Here is a 20,928-nt window from a genome sequence, read left to right on the forward strand (position 1 = left end):
TTTTCAAAAAAGACCCCGGAACTTGTTGATAAAGTCCAGCCCGATCTGTGGTTCCAGCACAATGGTGAATACAATTCCGAATACCGCCCCGTAAAAATGCGCGTCATGGTTTATGTTATCTCCGCCTCTTTTGCTCATATGCCATGAATAAGCAAGGTATGCGGCACCAAACAGAATTCCCGGCAGGCACAGGAGCCCATAAAGACACAGATCAGCAAAGGGTTGAAACAGGATGCTGGCAAATACCACTGCGGAAACTGCACCTGATGCACCCAAGCTGTTGTAATGAGGGTCGTCTTTGTGTTTAAAAAATGTGAAAATACTGCTGCAAACGATGGCAAGCAGGTACAACAAGATGTAGAGTAAATTTCCTTTTTCATCGAAATGCCGGAAAAACTCGAACTCTACATTTGCGCCAAACCAGTATAGCACGAGCATATTGAAAATAAGGTGCATCCAGTTAGCATGCAAAAATCCGGATGTGAGAAAGCGGTAATATTCATTACGCTGCTGAATCTGGTAAGGATTGAAAATTAATTTATACATAAGTGCTCCATTAGAGAAAGCAGGAATGGAGAGCAGGCAGGTGAGAACGATTATAATCAGAGTCATATATGCAAAAGGCTAAATCGGTTGCAATATTAATGAATTGAAAATACGGCAGAAGAATTCGGCTCAGGCCCCGCCTGTAAAATTTAGTCCAGCATAAAGCCGCTGTTGCAGGTAATTTGAAGTAGTAAGGTTATCGATTCCAAATCTGAAATTTTGAAGCTTATTCCCATATTGTTCATTTTAATCGCGGCAGCATTGGGACAGTCTTGTAGCAGCACAACTATGCTGGAACTTTCACTGAACGAAGATCGCAGGGACAGCCTTGAGAAGGCGGCTGTTATGCACATCCGGCAGTTGAAGCAAGGAACCCTGCTTGTGAGGTTGCCTGCAGGTTCCACCAGCGTAAAAGCGCTGAAATCTCTGACAGGACAGCGGGGTCGAATTGATGCAAAAGAAATGGCAGAGATCAATAAACGCGTGATAGATATTTTCCATGAAAACTATGATTTCAGCTCCGTTCTCTTTTTTCAGAGCGGAAGGAGCCGTGATTTTCTTTCAGGAAATTATGAGAATCTGTTTCTGAAACGTACACTAGAGCCAGTGGATACTCCGCCAGTCTTATCAGGACCTGTGTATATCCTGGACATTGACTACGTTCGTTTACAGGGCCTGGAGAGGACGGTGGACGGGATGCAGATGATGGATGGTAACTTCCGGATTCTTTCCGCACCTTTTCCCTATTTTGTAAAATACAATACACCTTCCCTTAAAAGCGGAGAGCCGGCATGGCGCTCATTTGCAGAGACAGTACAAAAGCTGGATCAGAACCTGACGGAGTTCTACTCGCAGCAGGATTAACCATTGCAATCTTTTGAATTCGGGCCGATGGTTCTTTATCCGGAACTTCCTAATTTTCAACCTTGGAGGCCAAAAGGTAGAGCACAGCCATCCGGATTGCCACGCCATTTTCCACCTGTTCCAGTATAATGGAGTGTTCGGAATCGGCTACATCACTGTCTATCTCAATGCCGCGGTTTATAGGTCCGGGATGCATGATCGTAATAGGCTTTTCAAGCTGTGCGAGGCGCTTGCGGTTTATGCCATAGGCCATTGCGTATTCGCGCAAGCTGGGGAAATATGCTTCCTTCTGCCTTTCAAGCTGAATGCGTAATACGTTGGCCACATCGCACCATTGCAGGCCCCGCTGAAGATCGTATTCCACACGGACGCCCAGTGTATGGATAAACTTCGGCAGAAGCGTAGGCGGGCCGCAGACCATTACTTCCGCACCCAGCACTTTAAGGCAAAAGATGTTGCTGAGGGCTACGCGTGAGTGCAGTATATCCCCCACGATCAATACTTTTTTTCCTTCAAGGGTTCCCAGTTTATTTCGCAGTGAAAATGCATCCAGAAGGGCTTGGGTAGGATGTTCGTGTGTGCCGTCTCCGGCATTCACTATGTTCGCCTTTATATGGCGGGCCAGCAGCGCGGGCGTGCCGGCATATGCATGGCGGATCACTACCATATCCACCTTCATTGCGAGGATGTTATTCACCGTATCCAGCAGCGTTTCTCCTTTGCTCAGCGAAGAGCCGGACGCATTGAAGTTGATCACATCAGCCGAGAGCCGTTTCTCCGCCAGTTCAAAGGAAAGCCGCGTACGTGTGGAGCTTTCAAAAAATACGTTGGCAATGGTAATGTCCCGGAGAGACGGTACTTTCTTGATAGGCCGGTTAAGGATGTTCTTAAATTGATCAGCCGTAGTAAATATCTTCTCAATGTCATCGCGGGAGATGTACTTAATTCCGAGAAGGTGCCGGACGCTCAGAGATGACATGAAAAAAGTGCGCTTCTGTGGACCGCGAAATTATGAGAATTTATCAAGTCGGGAATTCCGGAGTTTTGTTTTGTATGAAAATTCTTAAATGATTTGCTAAAAGCCGGGGCTGCAGTTTTATTTAATTAAAATCATGTGGAAACTTCCCTTTAGCTGCTGATCTCAATTTTCAGTTTTTGACCCGGTTTCAATGATTTGATATTGTGGATATTATTGCTGCGCTTAATATCTTCAGCAGAAACCCCTGGATATTTCCTGGCAATTTCCCAGAGTGTATCTCCATTCTTAATTATGTAATACTGTACCTCGTTACCGGAAGTGCTACTACTGGCAGCCGCCTGGTATTTATGCTCAGCGCGCTGCTTCTGGGCAAATGTGAGATGCTCTACCTTCTTGTATTTTTCAGATTGACTTGTCTTTACATAGACCTGAAGTTTCTGGCCGGGACGGATGGTATTTCCGGAGATGCCATTCCACCGCCTAAGGTCAGAAGCCGATACATCATACCATTCGGCTATATACCCAAGGTTATCTCCGGATTTTACGGTGTAATATAATTTGGTGTTTTCCGATGATGCGGTGGTGTTCGAATTAGTTTGATTCTGAACCAAAGAAACAGCCGCAGACCCGGCAGGCGCGGCCACCACTGGTAATGCATCCAGCGCATATATTGAATCCTGAAAATCACAGAAGGCAAGACAGCTTTTCATTGGAAGCCTCAATAGGTAGGGTTCTGCCCGCGCGGGAATCACATCCTTTTTGTAATGAGGATTTAAATCGCGAATGATTTCAATATCCACATTCAATACTTCCGCAATTTTCTCGAAATTAACCTCATTCTCAATTACCACGGTGTCTACAGCCAGTGGCATCGTAACCTCCAGGGGATACAGGTTATGTTCTCTGTGGTAAGTAAAAACATACGTTGCTGCAATGAAAGCGGGGACATATCCCCTTGTTTCGCGTGGCAGGTAGGGATAAATTTCCCAGAAATCAGTTTTACCTCCGCTTCTCCTTATTGCCTTGTTCACATTTCCCGGCCCGCAGTTATACGCTGCGATCACGTAAAGGTAGTTGCCATAAATTTTATAAAGATCCTTAATAAATCGGGCTGCGGCATCGGTAGCCATATAAGGATCTCTGCGTTCATCCACATAGGATGTTACCTGCAAACCATACATTTTGCCGGTAGAATACATGAATTGCCAGCTTCCTGTTGCACCGGCCCGACTCACCGCCTTGGGATTCAATGCCGATTCGATGACGGGTAAATACTTAAATTCAAGGGGCAGGTCATACTTGTCAAGTGTTTCTTCAAATAGCGGGAAATAGTAGTGCGCCAAACCCAGCATCGCCTGCACGTTATCCCGCCTGCGTAGTGCATACAAATCAATGAAACTCTTTACGGCACTATTAAATGTCATAGGAATTGGCGTCTCAATGAGGGAGAGCCGGTATTCATAAACTGAATCAGGATAAACGGGAATATCTTCCTCCTTAAAACCGTAAATGTTCATTTCTTCCCGGTTCAGGTTGGGTTTCAGATTGCTCTTCATCCACTCGGTGAGCAAGTCATCCAGCGGGTTTAGGATGGGTTCCTCTTCCACTTCTATATTTCCCGAGACAGATTCGGTGGTGTCTGTTTCCTGCGCTTGTAAAACCGCAACTCCAAAAAAGAGATGCAGCAACAACATTAAAGTCAGCAATTTTTTCATCTCTAAATTTTTTTCATAATGTATTGTGAAAATGCAAGAAGCCGGTGCTCCTCAAAATTTCTTCCGATAATTTGCAATCCCCAGGGAAGGCCGTTTTTAAGCTTTCCTGCCGGAATGGAGATAGCAGGCAATCCTGCTAATGAAGCCTGAACGGTAAAAATATCCGCCAGGTACATAGCCACAGGATCTAAAGTTTTGTCGCCTAACCTGAACGGTGGGCCGGGAGATGTTGGTAATACAATGAATTCACTATCCTGAAGCAGGCTTTCTGCATGGTCGCGGATCAGCCTCCTTACTTTTTGTGCCTGGCCGTAGTACGCATCATAGTAGCCTTCGCTAAGCACGAAAGTACCAACCATGATCCGTCTCTGTACTTCCTTCCCAAATCCTTCCGAACGGGATCGAACAATGGTTTCCTCCAGATTAGAGGCGCCTTCGGCCTGGTAGCCATAAATCATCCCTGCATACCGCGCCAGGTTCGAGGAAGCTTCGGCCGTGCTGAGAACATAATAAGCCGGAACTACCTGTTCAAGATAAGGAAAGGTCTCGCTGGTGGCGGTATTCCCATCAGCTTTTAACATTTCTACCAGCTGAGTAAATGCTTCCTTAATTTCAGGATCCAGCCCTTCAGCTTCCATGCATTCCTGTAGCAATGCAAGATCAACCTTGCCCTGCCATTCCAGTTCGTTAATATATTCTGGTACAGGATGGGAGGAAGCCGTACTGTCTTTATTATCGGGACCGGCCATCACTTCCATCAAAAGTGCAGCATCTTCAATGTTATTTGTAAAAGGGCCGATCTGATCAAATGAAGAGGCAAAGGCAATAAGGCCATAGCGTGAAACTCTGCCGTAAGATGGTTTGAAACCTACCACATCTGAAAATGCTGCCGGCTGCCGTATGGAGCCTCCGGTATCGGAACCCAGGGCTGCGGTGCAAAGATTGGCTGCAACGGCCGCTGCGGAACCTCCTGAAGATCCGCCCGGAACGAGGGTTGTGTCTATTGGATTTTTAACGGGGCCGTAAGCCGAGTTCTCATTGGATGAACCCATTGCAAATTCATCGCAGTTGGTGCGGCCAATTATAATGGCATCTTCCCTGATAAGCCGTTCTACAACGGTGGCGGAGTACAAAGACTGGAATCCTTCCAGAATTCTGGATGAAGCAGAACATTTATGGCCCTGATAGCAAATATTGTCCTTAATGGCGATAACCATTCCCGCAAGTTTGCCGGCAGTGCCATCTGCTATTTTTCTGTCAATTAAAGCAGCCCGCTCCCTCGCTTCTGCACCAAATACTTCCAGAAAGCAGTTGAGATTCCGGTGCTCTTCTATTCTTTCAAGATATTGCTTTACGATTTCGAGCGTGGTAGACTGGCCACTGAAGAGCGCCTGCCGAATTTGCTTATAGGACCGGGTTTCCTTCACCATTATTATTTAGTCCCTTCCTGAACAGGCGGGGGATAAATTCCGGCCTCTTTCTTTTTTTCCTCTTTCATTCCATCTTCAAGGCCTTCCTTTACTTTTTCTTTAGCATCATTAAACTCTCTTATGCCTTTACCAATTCCGCGCATCAGTTCCGGAATTTTCCGGCCACCAAATAGGAGAATAATTGCAAGAAAGATCAGGAACCATTCAGACCCGCCAGGGAATGAAAATAACAGGATAGAGTGTAGCATAGCGTATGTTTGATGAGAATGAGCAGATGTGTCAAGTTCTGAACCAAATCTTCACTTAAAGGACGGGAGGGCAAAAAATTAGTCCTTCTTCAATTCTCCCTCATAGAAGGTGGTTCCTCCACGGAGGTCGTAGATATGCTCAAAGCCATGCTGGGCTAAAATTTCGCAGGCCATAGCACTTCTCTGGCCGCTTCTGCAGTAAATGAAGTAGGTTTTGTTTTTTTCAAGCTTCTGAATCTGCTTCAGGAACTCCGGGGAATGCAATGCGATATTGACTGCTCCGGGTATATGCTCTTCTTTGAATTCATCCGGATTCCGAACATCAAGTAAAACTGCGCTTCCATTCTTCATTTTGATGGATGAGTGGAGTTCGGAAGCTGAAAGAGTCCGGTACTTTACCTGATCATCCCTCCTGTATACAATATCAACAAGTTTTTTCCACATGCTTATCGCTTGAACTTTTTCTTTTCTAATAAATTTTTTTTACATGTGCTGGATTATTCAACACTCCCCAACTTCACAATTCCGATCCAATACATTCTAACACCTCGTTGGTGGTTACGTTTAAACCGCCATAATCAAAAGCCTTGCGAAACTACGGCCACATGGGCAGTAAAGCCTACTATTTATGGATAATATTTAGGTTTTCTTTCACGTGTTTATACTTAATCTATTGAACGTAAACCACCAAGAGCAAGAAATCACTTCAGAAGTAACGACTTCAGTTTCTCGTCCACCGGCACTGCTTTCTGCGTTTTCATATCAAGTAAGACAAAGGTAATTTTAGCCTCAGCTACTTTTTTATCGGTGGAATTTAATGAAATATCCTGAAAAAGTTGCGCGCTTTTATGGCCAATGCTTCTAAGGTTTGTTTTAATAATCAACACATCACCCATAGTACTTGGGTGCAAATAATCAATATTAAGATTTACAATTACGAAACCCAGCCCAAGTTTTTTCATCTTCGCTAAAACTTGCGTTCCGCCAAAGTGTGCCCAGCGGGCTTCCTCAAGAAATTCGATATAGCGGGCATGGTTTACGTGCTGGTAGAGATCCAGGTGATTTCCCCAGATTGCAATTTTGTAGCTGCTTTGCCTGATCATTCTATTTTAAATACCTTGGAATACCCTGTTTGGTCACCCTCCCTGAACCGGAGGAAATAAAACCCTGCTTTCTCAGATGAGAGATCAAGGAAGATCCTGTTTTCAGAGAACGGTGGACGAACCTGCTTTAAGATTTGACCGCTTGCGTTGATTATCGTTAGCTCCAGCGGTTTGCTGCTATGCGGCCATTCCACGGTGAATCCTTCTCTAAACGGATTGGGATATGTGCTGAATTTTAAGGAAACGCCAGGATTACTATTGATGCCTGTGGGAGAATAGTTTATCACCTCCCCGTCTGCTAGGATTATGTTCATGGTCGTGGGAACATCATAAGCTTCATGAAACATCCCCGAAAACAGCACAACCCCTACATGGCCGGAGAGTGCCGTAAAATCTCCGGAAAAAGAGGAAAGCACCAAAGGGCTATCAACGAGTTGGAATGTATGTGTTTCAGCCGGAATTGAGAAATAGCCATCGAATTGCCTGTAGCCTAAAGGGCCGGTAATCGCCAATTGATCATCCGCAATTACCCGTGCGGCTGGAGCATCTGGAATGGCGTTATACGTTTGAAATTCAAATTCCGAGATCGTATCACCGGTCTCTTTCAATCCTTTTTCCAGCGCCAGTTGAATGTGTGTGCTTTTGCCCTCCGGATTAGAAACCGTATCATTTGGAGGCAACAGGCCGGTAATCACTGCAAAATAAGTTTCACCACTGTCCAGCAAGATATCGCGGGTATAAATAACGGTTTGCGATCCCGGAACGGTTAGGTCAACTGTGAGGTCCGAATCACCGGGGAAGGTGAGGAATGGAGTAGCGCTGAGATAAGAGAAACCTTCGAAGTAAAGGCGACCCTGGACGTATACGTCCAGCGAATCGAGTGAGGGGTCTGGTGCGGCATTGAAAAATTGTATGCGCGCGGAAACAGGCTCCTGCAGTTGTACAACACTTCCATCCGAAAAGGCAGCAAATACTGCGAAGCTCTCTCCCTGGCGATTATTTTCCGGGTTCATAAATCCGGAAGTAAAAATAATGGCAGTTTCGCCTCTGTAACCCAAAAAATTTATTTCGTAATTTCCTGACTCCGGAGCTATGTTAAAGATCAGGGGTTCTGGTTCGGAGCTGAAGTATCCGGTTCTCTCTCCATACGCAAGCTGATTTCCGAATACAATGCCACTTGTGCCGGTGATATCCAGGGGCGGTGCATCCGTTACTCCATTGTAAAACATGAATTCCACCTTGCTGCTGTCCAATGCCGCCTCTCTTGCTTCTGTATTTAGGAATATATTGAAATCAATTCCTTTTCCTGCCGGATTCACATCAAAGCTGTCAGTGTTCCACACGCCTCCAATGAAGATATTGTAGAGTTCTCCATCCTCAAAATGCAAAACGAAATTTCTGATCGTATCATTTATGCTGCTGCTGTTGGCAGGGGCAACTCCGAAATTGACATCAATGCCGGCCAATACCGTCTGATACTGAGTAGCACTCCTGAAGTTGAAATCATCTATTACGAGCGCTCCCTCGAAATACAGGTCAAGCGTCTCTAGTTCCGGGTCAGGGCTGTTGTGAATAATCTGAACCTGACCCACCTGGCCAGATAGCGGAAACTGCGAAAATATTAATACAATAAATAAAGATATAAAGCGAGGCATGTATTGTCGTTCTTGGTTCATTAAAGGAACAGGGCTTATAACGCAATTGTTGATAAACACCGCACACTGCGGCATTTTCCACGCTCGCAGTATTTAATTAGAACCTGCCTTATTTTGATCAAGAAAACTCTGGTAAATAACCTTTTCTATCTCCGTCCTGATATTCATGGAGATAAGTTTACGATTAGCTGCCGTGGGATATACGCGGTTGGACAGAAAAATATAGATCATGTCATTTTCAGGGTCGGCCCACATGGATGTGCCCGTAAAGCCGGTATGGCCGAAATTGCCTGGTGAAGCAAGGCTGGAGGTGGGCCCGGTTTTCCTGTGGTCCATTTCCGGTTTGTCAAAACCCAGTCCTTTTCGATTGTTTTTATATTGCTTACGGGTATATAATTCAATTGTATTGGGTTCAAAAAATTGCTCTCCACCATACGTCCCTTTATTGAGCAGCATCTGCATAAGGATAGCCAGATCGTTGGCATTGGAGAAAAGTCCTGCATGTCCTGCCACCCCGCCCAGCATGGCAGCGGCAGGGTCGTGTACAAATCCGTGGATGAGTTCCTTCCGGAAGTAATTATCGTTTTCAGTAGGTACAATTCTCTCCATCGGATACCACACGGAAGGATTGAATCCTGTTTGTCCCATGCCAAGCCGTTCGTAAAAATTGTCTTCCAGGTATCCGCGAAAAGACGAGCCGGTAAGGCTGTCAACAATTCGCTTCATAAAGAAAAACCCGATGTCGCTATACACATAATCTCCACGGCTGCCCAGCGGTGAATTATAGATCTGTTCCCACATTTTTGCTCCATAATCACGATATATGTACAGGTTGCGTGCTACTTGTAAGGTAAAATCATTCGGTTCATAGCAGTAGTTGCTGTCGCATATTCCACCGGCCGTGAGTGTATATTTATAAAAAGGGATCCATGCCTCCAGCCCGGCCTGATGCGTTAAAATTTCTTTTATGGTTAAATTTCCTTTAGGATTTCCCCGGAGATCAGGCAGGAATTTTTCGAGTTGATCAGCGGGTCTTAAGGCGCGGATTTCATGCAAGTTCATTATGGCCAAAGTCGTGGCTGCTACTTTGGTAATGGAGGCCAGATCATATATATCCGTATTCTTTACCGGAAACTCGTTCTCATAGGTATGATACCCAAATGATTTATGATAGATCACTTTACCACTCTTCGCAACGAGGATCTGGCAGCCGGGCGTTGCACCTTCCTTTATGGCATATTGGGCAATGGAATCAATTCCCTTCAGTTTTGATGAGGCAATCCCTGCGCCTTCAGGCAGTGTATAAGCGAGTCTTAAAACTTCGGATTGCTGAATGCCTGAATGCAGGGCGAAAGTGGTATCAATCCTTACCGGCAGCCTTCCTTTAACCGGCAGTCCGCCAAAGATCATTTGCGCGGCTACAGATTCTATCAGGCTGTCATCCTCATAGGCCAGCATCAGGTTGTGTACCTCTCTGAATCGTGAAAGACTATAGGGCGTTCCGAAATCCACCAGCAACATATTCTGGCGCTGGTTCAGTGCATGTACAAAATTGATGGCATCAGTGGTGATCCCAAATGTCCGGACGTTGTAGCGACTCACGTTGTGCAGTCCGACTATTACCCGGTCAAATTCCTGCAATGACCCAAGCAACTCGTCATAAGCAGCCTTTTTGGCTGTTGCCTTAATTGAAAATAGAGATACCGGAGCATATCGTGAAATCATCTCCTGAAAAGAATTTCCTTGTTCCGCTCCCATAGAAACAACTGCGATCCGCTGATGGAGAAGCTTTCGTTGCGGCACAAAATCCGAATCATTCCTCACCAGTGTAATTGCGGCTTCAACGATCTGCTGTTTCAGGTTAATAAATGCAGGGGCGTTCAGCTCTTCGAGCAGGCCTTCGGTTTCCACCTTGCTAAAGGTATCCAGCCCCAGCCAGTTTTTAGCTTTCAGAATTTTAGCAACATGAAAATCAATTACGCTTTCGGTAATGATGCTGTCAGCAAGCGCTTGCTTTATTTTCCCGGCAGCGGTGGGCACATCTTCAGGATAAAGGATTATATCATTGCCGGCCATCAGCGCCTTTAATGCCGCCTCTCCGGGACCGAAGTATTTTGCCACGCCCTTCATGTTCAGGGCATCACTGAAGATCAGTCCCCGGAAGTTCATCTGGACCTGGAGTAAATAATCAATTATTGCCGGGGAGAGGGATGAAGGCACATTCACAGTGCTGTCAAGCGAAGGAACTGAAAGATGGGCTGCCATAACGCCACCTACGCCCTTGCGTATCAGCCTCCGAAACGGATAAAGCTCTAATGAATCCAGGCGCTTTTTGGTAAATGGAATGAGAGGCAGATCGTAGTGTGAGTCGGTTTGTGTGTCGCCATGTCCGGGGAAATGTTTGGCCACGGCCAATAGTTGCTCGTCCTGCATTCCACGGGTATAAGCCAGGCCCTTTTCGGCCACCTCCACCATGTCTTCACCAAAAGAACGGGTGTGGATAACAGGGTTCAGGGGGTTATTATTAATATCCACAACGGGAGCCAAATTTACCGTTACCCCGAGCCGCTTTAGCTGTTTTGCCACGGCACGGCCCATGTCATAAATAAGGCTGTCGTTTTCTATTGCACCGAGCATCATCTGGCGTGGCCAGCTCATCACGCTGTCCAGCCGCATGGCAGGTCCCCATTCAGCATCCATTGAAATGAGCAAAGGAACTTTTGAGGAATCCTGGAATAAGTTCACCAGCCTCACATGTTCCGCAGGAGTTCCCTGAAACATGCAAAGTCCTCCCAGATGGTAATCCCGGATAAGCGACAGTATCTCTTCAGTATGCTTCTGATCTTTATTGGAATATGCCGCTACCATGAATAACTGGCCGATCTTTTCATCAACCGTCATGGTCTGAATCAGGGAATCGGCCCAGGAAGAAGGGCCGTAAATAGCATAGGATTTTTCCTGGTGGAGAGGGTGTTGTGCAAAAAGTGCAACAGGAAATATTGCAATAAGCAACCAGGAAAAAATTTTATACATAAAGGAAGGGCTATTGTTAGGTCAGGAGCGTGGGATACGGCAAAAACCTCACCGGGGCCTTACGTTGAGCATAAGCCGGAAAAATATTTAAAAGTGCTTTAATTTTTACCGGAAATTTAAGTTAAAACTCAAATCCTGGAGTCCACTTGTGATTCTGTATTTGTGACTTCAACGCTTTTATTTGTCAAGAAAATCATCAAACGTATCGGCTCTTAATCCTAGGCGCAGCGTTTCCAGCGGAATAGCTTCATGAGGTGCGATATTTCCAAGGTTCACATTTTGACCCAGCAATTTGATGAACCATACCTGTTGAGATTTTTGCGGAGCTTCCCACAATATCTTATCGGCCGGAATTTGCGTGAGGATCTCATCTACAAGTCCTGAGCGCACCTCGCCTGTTCCACGGAATATTCCCACGTTTCCGCTTTCTCTGGCCTCTGCCACTACCTTCCAGCTTCCGGCTGCCATTTCTTCTTTGATGAGTTGTATCCAGCGATAAGGAGGAATAATTTTCTCCGCATCCTTGGAACCCACCTCGCTTAACACCGCGAAATTTTTAGCCAGATCAGAGATGTATTCGCACTTCTGCTCGTGCTCTAGGGTAATGCTGCCGTCTGAAACCTCTACATGGCCCATTCCAAACCGATCCAGCACACGCTTGTATTCCTCAAACTGATTTCTTGCAATAAATGCCTCGAAGAGTGTACCCCCAAAGTATACCGGGATACCGGCCTGTTTGTAGATGTCCAGTTTTTCGCGGAGCCGGGGCGTAACGAACGAGGTTCCAAAACCCAGTTTTACCAGATCAGCATATTGGCCTGCCACAGAGATAAAGTCCTCCGATTCCCGCAAGCTCATGCCTTTGTCCATAACCATAGTGAGGCCCGCCTCCCGTGGTTTTTGTGTTCTTTCAGGAAGTTGATTTAAATCAAAATTCATAGGGGATCATTCAAATTTTGTATTGCTCAAGCAGGCTAAGAACCATGCTGTTTTCCAAAAGCTGAGGAAAATAATCGAAGAGCAATTTGTGATTATTTGGGTTGAGGGTAAGTGCGTTTTCGAGATAAAACAGGCCTTTCATGGTTTTTCCTGTGGCCATCATCATTCCGCCCATCAGATAATAAAAATCATCGCATTGTGGCAGTGTGTTGATCGCTTCCCGGAGCAAATCGAAAGCTTCAGGCTGTAACCCTTCTTCATACAAGAGCACTGCGAAATCTATCCAGCCTTCCTTGCTTTCAGGCTCCAGTTCTATGACGCGCTGATAGGCCTCGATTGCTTTTTTTACATCTCCGGTGCAAACGTAGCAGTCGGCCAGGGTGTACCAGTAAATTTCGCGGTTTTTATTAAGCTCAATGGCCCGCATAAAGAAGGTGATTGCCTTGCGGTATTCTTCTTCTGCTTCGTATGTTAATCCAATACCAAACCATGCATCCGCATAATCGCTCTCAATGCTAATGGCTTTGCGATAATATTTCCTTGCGGCATGTTGGTCCTCCAGAAAACGGCAGGCATCTCCCAACTGGCAAAAAGTATAGGCATCCCCGCCAGAGAGCTTAATGCAAATTTGGAAAGAGGAAATAGCCTGGGTAAATTCCTCAAGCTGCATATACATCTTCGCCATGTTAGCATGGGCAGCAGGGAAATCCGGTTTTATAAGAGTGGAATATTCATAAGCCTGAAGTGCTTTTTCATAATGATTCTGGCCTTCATACACCAATCCGAGTTGGTACCAAATATTGTAAGCATAAGGATCGCGGTTCAGTAATTCTTCGTAATAGCCTATGCTCTTCTCCGGCTGATTCAGATAATCAAAACAAAACGCCAGTTCCTGCATCGCTTCGGCATTTCCCGGGTTTTCGTCAAGGGCCTGCTCCAGACACTTTACCGCCTCTAAGTATTTGTCCCAGTTCTGGTAGGTGAATGCCTGCATCAGGTATACTTCATCTTTTTCAGAACTAAATGTCAGTGCTTTTTCATAGGACTGAATGGCTGCCGGAAAGTCATTCATTTCATCGTACTGGTTGGCAAGCTGCAGGAGCAGTTCATAATTGGCCGGCTCAAACAAGACGGCCTTTTCCAGCAGGCGGAGCGCTTCGTCATGCTTGTTTTCCTGAGAAAGAAGCTGTGCCTTTCGCGACAGAATGGCAACTGCATGAGGATGTTGTTCCAGCGCACGATCCGTTACCGACTGTGCCCGCTCCGTTTTGTTCTTGAAAAGATAGTAATCTATGATACTCTCGAACTCATCAGATTCGAAGTAAAGGTGATCCGCCTCACGGAGCATCTTTTCATATCTCCTAACCAGGTAACGGGTTTCGTTATCAAAATGATCCTTATAATCGTTCATTCAGATTTTTCTTGAGATTTGCGCAAAAATATCAAATTATCAGGCCAATAGTTACCTTTTCACCCGTACTTGCCAAACCCATGCTGAACATCAAAACGTTAGTTCTTTCCGCTTCATTACTATTTCTCTCACCTGCCACCTATGGCCAGGAGCATTGGCAGCAGCGGGCAGACTACAGGATACAAGTTACGCTGGATGATGTGACACACATCCTTACGGCTGAAGAGACAATTACATACTACAACAATTCTCCTGACACATTGCGTGAGATGTTCTTGCATCTCTGGCCGAATGCATACCACAGCCGCAATACGCCATTTGCTGAACAGCAACTGAATAATGGCAACCTGAAGTTTCAGTTTGCAGCAGAGGCTGACCTGGGTTATATGGATTTTCTTGACTTCAGGGTGGATGAGGCTCCCGTGAAGTGGGAATTTACTGACCACTCCAAAGAAATTGTCCGGCTAATTCCTCCGCGACCTTTATTACCGCGTTCATCCATTGAGATATCCACGCCCTTCAGCGTTAAGCTGCCCGCAGATTTTTCCCGGCTTGGCAGGAGCAAAGGCGGATTCCAGGTTACACAATGGTACCCAAAAATGGCCGTCTATGACCGTAATGGCTGGAACACGATGCACTACCTGGACCAGGGAGAATTTTACAGCGATTTCGGAAACTACGATGTCACCATCACCCTGCCGGTAGATTTTGCTGTAGCGGCAACCGGGCAATTGCAAACCCCGTCCGAGATCCAGTGGCTTAAGCAGCGGGAGCGGACTTCCCGTATTATTAACTGGCAGGAGCGCGATGAGGTATTTCTGCGCGATACTACGTTTTCCACCAAAACCATCCGGTATGCAATTGATAATGCGATTGATTTTGCGTGGTTCGCTGACCGGGATTACCTGGTGAATAGTGAGAAATTTATAGTTCCCGGAAGAAATGACAGCATCACAGCCTGGGCATTTTATACTTTAGAAGCCGGCAGAGCAGAAGGAAAACCCTGGGAAAGTGCTGTAGAAAATGTGATCAGCGCTGTCCGGTTCTATTCCGGGAAAGTTGGCGTTTATCCCTATGATAATGTAACGGCTGTTTCGGGCGCATTATCTGCCGGAGGTGGCATGGAATATCCTACCATCACCGTGATCAGTGTGCTGCACGATCTGCCAACGGTGATCCTGCATGAAGTAGGACACAACTGGTTCCAGGCCGTTCTTGCCACCAATGAACGGGAGCATCCCTGGATGGACGAGGGAATCAATTCATACTATGAAAACCGGTATACAGGAAATCAGTGGAAACCGGGCAGTATCGAACTTACTCCGCGGATGGATTTCAGAGAAGCTCCAATGCTCAGTGACCCGCTCCATTTCGTTTATATGATTTATGCCCGGCAGCATCTGGACCAGCCGGAAAACCTGCACTCGGCAGATTTTACGTATCCCAGTTATGGATTAGTCGTTTACGGAAAAGCAGCGAGAGATTTCAAAATGTTGGCAGCCTACCTCGGTTTCGAAGAGTTTGACCGCATCATGCAGCGCTATTACCAGGAATGGAAATTCAGGCACCCTCAACCTGAAGATCTTGCGCAGATATTTAAAGCAAATGCTTCTAAAAATGTGGACTGGTTTTTTGATGAAATGCTCACGACCAGGAACAACCTGGATTATGCCATAAAAAAGACAAAGCAAAGAGGTGATTCCCTGCAAGTAACGATAGCGAAAAAAGGAGCGCAATATGCCCCCGTTCTGCTGAACGTTTTGCGAAACGACAGCCTGATCTATCAGCGATGGGTGGAGGGCGTCAGAGACAGGACTACTATTGCGCTGCCCGTGGGCGATTACGATGTGGTGCAGATAAATCCGGCTCAGTGGGTTCCGGATGTGAATGTTAAAAACAACCTGAAGGCAGGCGGTATTCCATTCCGGATACGCCCGGTATTTTCGCTGGAAAAGCCCGGCAAGGAAACCATGCTTATCGCTCCGGCAGTGGGATATAATGTGTACGACAGGTTTATGCTGGGCCTCGCATTTTACAATACACCACTGCCACCTTCACGGCTTCAATATGCCTTAGCACCGGTTTATGGTTTTGGCAGTGGGAAGTTCTCCGGGCTCGGAGAGATAAGATACAACAGTTACGATAGCGATGGCCAGGCATGGAAAAAACTGCAAACAGGCTTGCAGGTTAAATCTTTCCACCTCGATGAATTCGGAAACGACCATCTCCGCTACATCCGGTTATCGCCATTTGTGGAAGGAACGATCAGGCCGAAACCCCTGAACAAGCCGGGAGAATTCAAAACCCGGCTGAGAGCGGTATGGATATCTGAAGACGCCTACCGGCCCGGACCCTGGCCTGAGCGAGACGGCATACAGACAACCCTTCTCGAATTAAGATCAGCATACAGCCATGCCCACGCGCTCCGGCCATCGAATGTTAATGTCAGCGTTCAATATTCACCGGACGACCAGTTTGTGAAAGCCTTCGGTGAGTTTACCCGCAAATGGATTTATAATGAAAAGAAAAAGGGCATAAAACTCCGGTTGTTTGCCGGTGCATTCGCCTATGGAAAGGCCAGCAGCGGGATTTATAATTTTCGTGTAGGCTCCAGGACAGGGAGGTTCGATTATGCGTACGATCATCTTTACTTTGACCGAAGTGCTTTTCCTTTCCAAAATTTCTGGTCGCAACAGATAGTGCTGGATGATGGCGCATTTAAATATGCAGGCAACCTCGGCAATGCAAATAAATGGCTCGCGGCCGCCAACCTCCGGGCAGACTGGCCGTGGGTGCTCCCGATAAAGCCGTATGCCAGCATCGCCACTTTTAATGATTCAGAGGAGCTTTATTATGAAGCCGGGATCGTTCTCGTATTTATTGAAGAAATCGCTGAACTTTATCTGCCGCTGTTTTACAATTCCGCCATTCGCGAATCCATAAACCTGATTTCCGATACCTACTGGACACAGATCACCTGGATGCTCAATTTGCACAAACTCAATCCGCTGGATGCCCCAAAACTCGTCAATCGTTTATTTTAATTCCTTTCAAAAATCTTTTCTATAAATTTTAATCATTTCACAAAAAATAAATTGAAGTTTTTTAAATGCTGATTTTACTATTTTAAACTTTAATAGCTTTGGCAAATAATAAATGAAAATGAAAAAGATATATCTGTACAACTTGCTGCTGCTCCTGTTTTTCAATGCCTGCGATAGCGAACCCGAGAAAGTGGAAGGCGTTCCGAACCAGGATCCTGAATTTGAAGTCTTTAAAGATTATTTTATAAATGAACTCTGGAAAATTTCACCACAGCAAGCCGTGTATGCAGGTTATTATGATTATGCTGCCGAGCTTCCCGCTCCCTCAGATTCGCTCAGAGAGGCACAAATAGCTTTTGCCAACCGGATGTTGGATTCGTTGCACCAATACGATCCCGCTTCCCTCTCGCCTGACAACAGCATTAATTATAAAATGATAGAAAATGAACTGGAATCGCAGCGCTGGTACATTACTACTTACCAGGGATGGAAATGGAATCCCGCTACCTACAATGTAGCTGGCGTATTCGACCGGATTATAAAAAGTGACTTTGCTCCCCTTGCACAAAAGCTGGAAATTGTATTTGAAAAAATGGAGCATGTGCCCCAATATTATGCACAGGCGCGTGAGAATATTGACCGGCCTTCCGTACCGCACACTCGCCTGGCGATAGACCAGATTCGCGGGGGAACCTATATTTTTGAGAACGTCATTCTTGATTCGCTGAATGCAGCAGGCATCAGCGGTGAACAACAAAAAGAAATGCTAGCCACGATTAACGAAACCGTGGAATCCATCAATGCTTTTGCGAATTACCTTGAACTGGAAGTGCTGCCGGAATTAAACGGAGAGAATAGCCGCAATTTCCGCCTTGGGGAAAACCTTTATGAAGAAAAATTCAAATATGATATTGTCTCCACTTACACGGCCAAAGAAATATATGAAAAAGCCAGGGCGCACAAAGATTCGCTGCACAGGGAGATGACCCGGATAAGCCAGCGGCTGTGGTCAAAATATTTTCCGGGACAAGCACAACCGCTGGGATTGCAGGTGGTCCATCACATGCTGGACACGCTGAGTTCACAGCACTCGCACCGCGACAGCTTTATGCAGGATATTGAAAAGCAAATACCCCGGCTGGCGGAATTTGTACGCGAAAAAGACCTCTTGTACCTAGACCCTTCCAAGCCGCTGACAGTGCGCGAAACGCCAATGTACATGCGCGGCATTGCCGGGGCATCCATCTCTGCACCCGGACCTTATGACAAGGACAAAGAGACTTTCTACAACGTTTCGCCCCTCAATTCACCGCAATACACCACAGCATCGGCAGAGAGCTTTTTGCGCGAGTACAACGATTACATCCTGCAAATCCTCAACATCCACGAGGCCATTCCCGGCCATTATGCGCAGTTGGTATATAGCAACGAGAATCCTGACATGATCCGCAGCATCCTCGGCAACGGGGCCACCATAGAGGGCTGGGCCGTCTATGGAGAGCGAATGATGCTGGAAGCAGGATATGGCAAGAATGCCGCTGAAATGTGGCTGATGTACTACAAATGGAACCTCCGCACCACCTGCAACACCATCCTCGACTACAGCGTGCATGTACTGAACATGACAGAGGAACAGGCGCTAAACCTGCTGATGAACGAAGCCTTTCAGGAAGAGGCCGAAGCCCGTGGCAAATGGCGCAGGGTACAACTATCACAAGTGCAACTCACCAGCTACTTCACCGGTTACATGGACATCGTAAAACTCCGCCAGGACTACCAGGAAAAAATGGGCGAAGAATATTCCCTGAAGAATTTCAACGAGACGTTTTTGAAATATGGGAGCGCACCGGTGAAGTATATTCGGGAGGCGATGTTGGGGGAGCGGGAATAGGAGGATATATGAGACTGCTGTTTGGTATGATAAGGAGACGCATGTACTTGGCATTGATGTCATCAGATGGAGAGCACATCAAAAATTTGATAGAAATAAGAAATGGGGCTCGAACTTGGATATTTTTCCAGCCTCAGTATTTCAGTAAGTTAATCGGGAATAATTTATGATGATTGAAGTTAATTTAATAGCATCATGAACAAATTACCAAAAGCACCTTTACAGGAAGCCATTTTCGAGTTACGCTGGCCACTACAACCGGATTCCACAGGCAGACAGCTTATTGATGCCGAATATCTGTTTGCCTTGGGCAAATTTCAGGAGGCGCTAAAAAACAAATTTCCTCATCATGTGGCGAAGTTTCCAAGCGATTTTCCTCATCAGCTTCTGAACTACCAAGCCGTCCACCAGTTTTGGAAAGAGGAAGATACCTGGCCAGTAATACAGTTGGGTCCGGGCATCGCCACTGTAAATGACACAGAGAAAAATTATGTATGGGATAAAACCTATCTTCCCAATATAAAAACCGCCCTTGAAGCTTTGAAAAAAAGTTATGGACAGTTAGGGTTTAATTCACTCTCGCTGCGTTACATTGATGTGGTCCGGGTTGCAGACTACGGAAAAGAAAGCTGGGAAGCTTTTGTGGAGGAATATATCAATTTCAGTTTCATCAATCGGTTTCATACTCGTGGGAAATTACAGCGCTTTCATTTTGAGCAAAGCTTTGAAATGGCTGGTTCTGGCCTTTTGAACGTTACCTTCTCAACGGGTTTAAATAACAAGAAAGAAGATATTTTTATTTGGCAGACCGCTGTAAATCGCCACGAGAAAACATCGAATGATGAGGTGATAAGCTGGCTTAAAAATGCCCATGAATGTTCGTCTGCAATATTTAAAGAAATTTGTAAAAAAGAATTCTATGCAAGCTTTAGTTAGTGAGCCTACTGCCACCTATGGCGAAACAACCACACCTTCATTGCGTGAAGAATTTCCAACTCAGAAGGGTAAGTCATCCAGCATTTACTTCAGCCGGCTAAATAGATTTCCTGAAAATATAGCTGAGATGTTTCAGAAATTGAATCGCCTCTCCCATTTATCAGAAAACTGGGACAGCTATTCAGCAGAACCACCATCTCCAGCTAGTATAGCAGAAGCCCGTACATTCCTAATTGAAAATCACATGATTGACCTGCCCTTTTATTTTCTCGCACCGGGAGTAAAGGGTGAGGTTATGTTAGAATTTCAAAAGGAAAGTAAAGCAGCAGAACTTTATTTTCTGCCCACTGGCCAAAATGAATTGATACTGTTTAAGGATGATGAGGTGGAGCTTGAAGGTAATCTAAAGGAAAACTTCCGCAAACTCATAGATTTTTTTCAAAGTAATCCATGAACATGGAGGTGATAAATGAATATGACCGATTGCTGCGAAGGGTTCAATTCCTGGATCCCAATTTCATAAAAGATGATGGAAGTCCTGCTTCATCAAGCTTCAGCCTCAGAAAAGAAGAAGATGGTTTATCAGTAGATTTAGAGCGCCTTACTACTTACCCGAAAGCCATCCAGGATAAAACCCGTTTCCGGCTCTTTGCTCTAAAGGCCGGTTTCACGCTATCGTTAGGTTTGGAAAACGTGCATAATCCTCAAGAAGATAATGATGCACATTGCTTAGTAAAGGGGAACATCACACGGGGAGTTGCCCGAAAGCTTGCGAAGGCTGTCGTACGAATTGCATATCCAGACTGATATGTTGGGATATGACCATAAAAATAATGGATAATGTTGAGAATTCCTTCATACCTTTTTAATCCAGAAAGGTATTCAGCGAGAAAAATCTTATCGGCCTTCCTGATAATTACAGCGCTGTACTTTCTTATAGATTGGATACCATGGCAGAATCCATATTACTGATTTTCAGCTATTTCATGATTCTGCTCCTGATTGTTTCATTTATGTTTAAAAAGAAAGCCGATAATGCACCGATGTGGCAGCATCGAATGAAAAAAGTGACAATTGTTGGAGCAATGGGTTTAGGATTATTTATATCGTGTTACCCCAGTTTTTTTCTGGTTC

General features: G+C 45.7%; 17 protein-coding genes. 6 read left to right on the plus strand and 11 right to left on the minus strand.

Annotated elements, in window-relative coordinates; genetic code table 11:
* Positions 1-3: 3 nt before the first annotated feature.
* Positions 4-612 (minus strand): rhomboid family intramembrane serine protease, encoded by a 609-nt coding sequence (locus WD077_00510; GenBank protein MEX0965692.1) that lies wholly within the window; start codon positions 610-612, stop codon positions 4-6.
* 153 nt (positions 613-765) lie between these two features.
* On the opposite strand from WD077_00510, the gene WD077_00515 reads away from it, so the two are divergent.
* Positions 766-1,410 carry a hypothetical protein gene (locus WD077_00515; GenBank protein MEX0965693.1) on the plus strand — a complete coding sequence of 215 codons (645 nt, stop codon included), beginning with the start codon at positions 766-768 and terminating at the stop codon, positions 1,408-1,410.
* 49 nt (positions 1,411-1,459) lie between these two features.
* Here the strand turns inward: WD077_00515 and WD077_00520 are convergent, their stop codons facing one another.
* From WD077_00520 to WD077_00565, 10 genes are all read right to left on the minus strand, one after another.
* Positions 1,460-2,389 (minus strand): aspartate carbamoyltransferase catalytic subunit, encoded by a 930-nt coding sequence (locus WD077_00520; protein MEX0965694.1) that lies wholly within the window; start codon positions 2,387-2,389, stop codon positions 1,460-1,462.
* Positions 2,390-2,538: 149 nt separating this feature from the next.
* Positions 2,539-4,104: a LysM peptidoglycan-binding domain-containing protein gene (locus WD077_00525; protein MEX0965695.1), complete on the minus strand. Its 1,566-nt coding sequence runs from the start codon at positions 4,102-4,104 to the stop codon at positions 2,539-2,541.
* A 2-nt stretch (positions 4,105-4,106) separates the two neighbouring features.
* The gene (gatA, locus tag WD077_00530; GenBank protein MEX0965696.1) at positions 4,107-5,534 is read right to left on the minus strand and encodes an Asp-tRNA(Asn)/Glu-tRNA(Gln) amidotransferase subunit GatA; all 1,428 of its coding nucleotides are present in this window, start codon (positions 5,532-5,534) and stop codon (positions 4,107-4,109) included.
* A gap of 2 nt (positions 5,535-5,536) precedes the next feature.
* Positions 5,537-5,782, minus strand: coding sequence for a twin-arginine translocase TatA/TatE family subunit (locus WD077_00535; protein MEX0965697.1), 246 nt, complete (start codon positions 5,780-5,782; stop codon positions 5,537-5,539).
* A gap of 78 nt (positions 5,783-5,860) precedes the next feature.
* A complete protein-coding gene (locus tag WD077_00540) occupies positions 5,861-6,226 on the minus strand; it encodes a rhodanese-like domain-containing protein (protein MEX0965698.1) in 366 nt (121 codons plus the stop codon).
* A gap of 257 nt (positions 6,227-6,483) precedes the next feature.
* The gene (locus WD077_00545) at positions 6,484-6,885 is read right to left on the minus strand and encodes a thioesterase family protein (protein MEX0965699.1); all 402 of its coding nucleotides are present in this window, start codon (positions 6,883-6,885) and stop codon (positions 6,484-6,486) included.
* Complete coding sequence (locus WD077_00550) at positions 6,882-8,561, minus strand: T9SS type A sorting domain-containing protein (GenBank protein MEX0965700.1); 1,680 nt, start codon at positions 8,559-8,561, stop codon at positions 6,882-6,884. The genes WD077_00545 and WD077_00550 overlap by 4 nt, the downstream gene beginning before the upstream one ends.
* Before the next feature lie 72 nt (positions 8,562-8,633).
* Positions 8,634-11,573 carry a glycoside hydrolase family 3 N-terminal domain-containing protein gene (locus WD077_00555; GenBank protein MEX0965701.1) on the minus strand — a complete coding sequence of 980 codons (2,940 nt, stop codon included), beginning with the start codon at positions 11,571-11,573 and terminating at the stop codon, positions 8,634-8,636.
* Positions 11,574-11,750: 177 nt separating this feature from the next.
* On the minus strand, positions 11,751-12,512 hold the full coding sequence (locus WD077_00560) for a phosphosulfolactate synthase (protein ID MEX0965702.1): 762 nt from the start codon (positions 12,510-12,512) through the stop codon (positions 11,751-11,753).
* A gap of 10 nt (positions 12,513-12,522) precedes the next feature.
* Positions 12,523-13,923 carry a tetratricopeptide repeat protein gene (locus WD077_00565; protein MEX0965703.1) on the minus strand — a complete coding sequence of 467 codons (1,401 nt, stop codon included), beginning with the start codon at positions 13,921-13,923 and terminating at the stop codon, positions 12,523-12,525.
* Between the two features lie 80 nt (positions 13,924-14,003).
* On the opposite strand from WD077_00565, the gene WD077_00570 reads away from it, so the two are divergent.
* The 5 genes from WD077_00570 (at position 14,004) to WD077_00590 (ending at position 20,601) form a co-directional block, all read left to right on the plus strand.
* Complete coding sequence (locus WD077_00570; protein MEX0965704.1) at positions 14,004-16,967, plus strand: M1 family metallopeptidase; 2,964 nt, start codon at positions 14,004-14,006, stop codon at positions 16,965-16,967.
* Between the two features lie 118 nt (positions 16,968-17,085).
* Positions 17,086-18,858 (plus strand): DUF885 domain-containing protein, encoded by a 1,773-nt coding sequence (locus WD077_00575; protein ID MEX0965705.1) that lies wholly within the window; start codon positions 17,086-17,088, stop codon positions 18,856-18,858.
* Positions 18,859-19,053: 195 nt separating this feature from the next.
* Positions 19,054-19,794 carry a TIGR04255 family protein gene (locus WD077_00580; GenBank protein MEX0965706.1) on the plus strand — a complete coding sequence of 247 codons (741 nt, stop codon included), beginning with the start codon at positions 19,054-19,056 and terminating at the stop codon, positions 19,792-19,794.
* Positions 19,730-20,248, plus strand: coding sequence for a hypothetical protein (locus WD077_00585; protein MEX0965707.1), 519 nt, complete (start codon positions 19,730-19,732; stop codon positions 20,246-20,248). Before WD077_00580 ends, WD077_00585 begins: the two co-directional genes overlap by 65 nt.
* Complete coding sequence (locus tag WD077_00590; GenBank protein MEX0965708.1) at positions 20,245-20,601, plus strand: hypothetical protein; 357 nt, start codon at positions 20,245-20,247, stop codon at positions 20,599-20,601. The genes WD077_00585 and WD077_00590 overlap by 4 nt, the downstream gene beginning before the upstream one ends.
* The last annotated feature ends 327 nt before the right edge of the window (positions 20,602-20,928 follow it).

It is taken from the genome of Bacteroidia bacterium, from assembly GCA_040880525.1.
Lineage (GTDB): Bacteria > Bacteroidota > Bacteroidia > CAILMK01 > JBBDIG01 > JBBDIG01.